This is a genomic window from Corallincola platygyrae, from assembly GCF_039544265.1.
Classification (GTDB): Bacteria; Pseudomonadota; Gammaproteobacteria; order Enterobacterales; family Neiellaceae; genus Corallincola; species Corallincola platygyrae.
On the sequence record NZ_BAABLI010000023.1, the window covers coordinates 1 to 1,191 of the forward strand.

A 1,191-nucleotide genomic window follows, 5' to 3' on the forward strand; every position below is an offset into this window, starting at 1 on the left:
TTAGAGCATCCAAACGCTAACAGGGAAATAGCAAGAGCTTTGATATTTTTCAAAAGCGCAACACTCCTTTGTACTGCTAACGCCGCAAAAAGAGGCGAGTGCAGCGAGTCCGGCGGCCGAAGGCCGCACCCTTGTTTGCCTTGTTATACATCACCGACTGCCAAGATTGAAGAATGCTTCGAACCCCTGCATTAGTTGGTCTGCGCCGAGGTACATGTTGCTCATAGGGTCGAACGCTACCCCCTGATATGTTGCTGAGTACAATGCTGCTGTGTATAAAGCAGTGGCACCTTCGTTGGCGTCACCGCCCCAACGAAACTGGATGACAATAGTATTCTCAGGATCGATGTCTTCATTCGGGGGCAAGTATTCAGCAAGCTCAGAGTATGAAATCTTGTAGGTCTCGACCCCAGTTTCTCTACCGTCAAGTATGACCGGCAGGAACCCCGAGTGGGTGCCCAGATCAACATTGCGCTCATAAACTGCTATCGGGTTAAATTTCTGCGCGGCTTCATTAAGCCTATCTGTGTTTAGGGGGGCATCCCCAGCGAGAAAAAGAAATAAGTCCAACGACATAGCTAAGTTTCCCTACTGTAATCCATGTGATGTATAACGCCGCAAGCACGGGCAACGGACTGCGGCTCGCCGCGTCGTGTTCGTTGTCCCCGAGGAGCGCAGCGACGAGTTAGTGACTTGCATTGTTATACACCAACCACATCCAAGAACAGGCTATCGTTCTTTCTACTTGGCTTAACTTGGTAGTTAAAAGTTCCCCTACTACCCAGTGCGACCTCCAGAACCCATTTTGCAGCTGGATTAGATTTGTGCGCCTTTAGCAGACCCTCGAGAACTTTTCTTTCATCGATTTGAACCATCTTTAGCAACTCGTGTTTTTCAACAAAAGCAACTGCGTCCGCGTATGAGTTTGCCTGTTTATCTCGCTGATTCAGGTTCCCTATCAGGTTTATGGATAGCTTATGTGTATCACTTGTTGTGTGAAGGCAAAAATCGGTGGCTGATAGATTGTTTGAATAATCATCGTCGGCGTAACTCACATGAATGTGAGAGTAGGTTTTTCTAAGCGATACTTTCATTTCCCCTCCTTGGTGTATAACGCCTAAAACAGGGAGCAAGTTAGCGGCAAAGCCGCGCTGTTGAACTTGTCCCAATGGTTTTTCTTGTTAGCAGTAC

2 protein-coding genes are annotated in these 1,191 nt (G+C 47.8%); both read right to left on the reverse strand.

The genetic code is table 11. The features are described from left to right. Positions 1-150: 150 nt before the first annotated feature. Positions 151-576: a hypothetical protein gene (locus tag ABEA14_RS16100; RefSeq protein WP_345341355.1), complete on the reverse strand. Its 426-nt coding sequence runs from the start codon at positions 574-576 to the stop codon at positions 151-153. 125 nt (positions 577-701) lie between these two features. Then, a complete protein-coding gene (locus ABEA14_RS16105) occupies positions 702-1,094 on the reverse strand; it encodes a hypothetical protein (protein ID WP_345341358.1) in 393 nt (130 codons plus the stop codon). Positions 1,095-1,191: the final 97 nt, after the last annotated feature.

Bases quoted from the DNA above. Each gene is read 5' to 3' on its own strand.
- ABEA14_RS16100 (WP_345341355.1), bottom strand. From the start codon at position 576: ATGTCGTTGGACTTATTTCTTTTTCTCGCTGGGGATGCCCCCCTAAAC.
- ABEA14_RS16105 (WP_345341358.1), bottom strand. From the start codon at position 1,094: ATGAAAGTATCGCTTAGAAAAACCTACTCTCACATTCATGTGAGTTAC.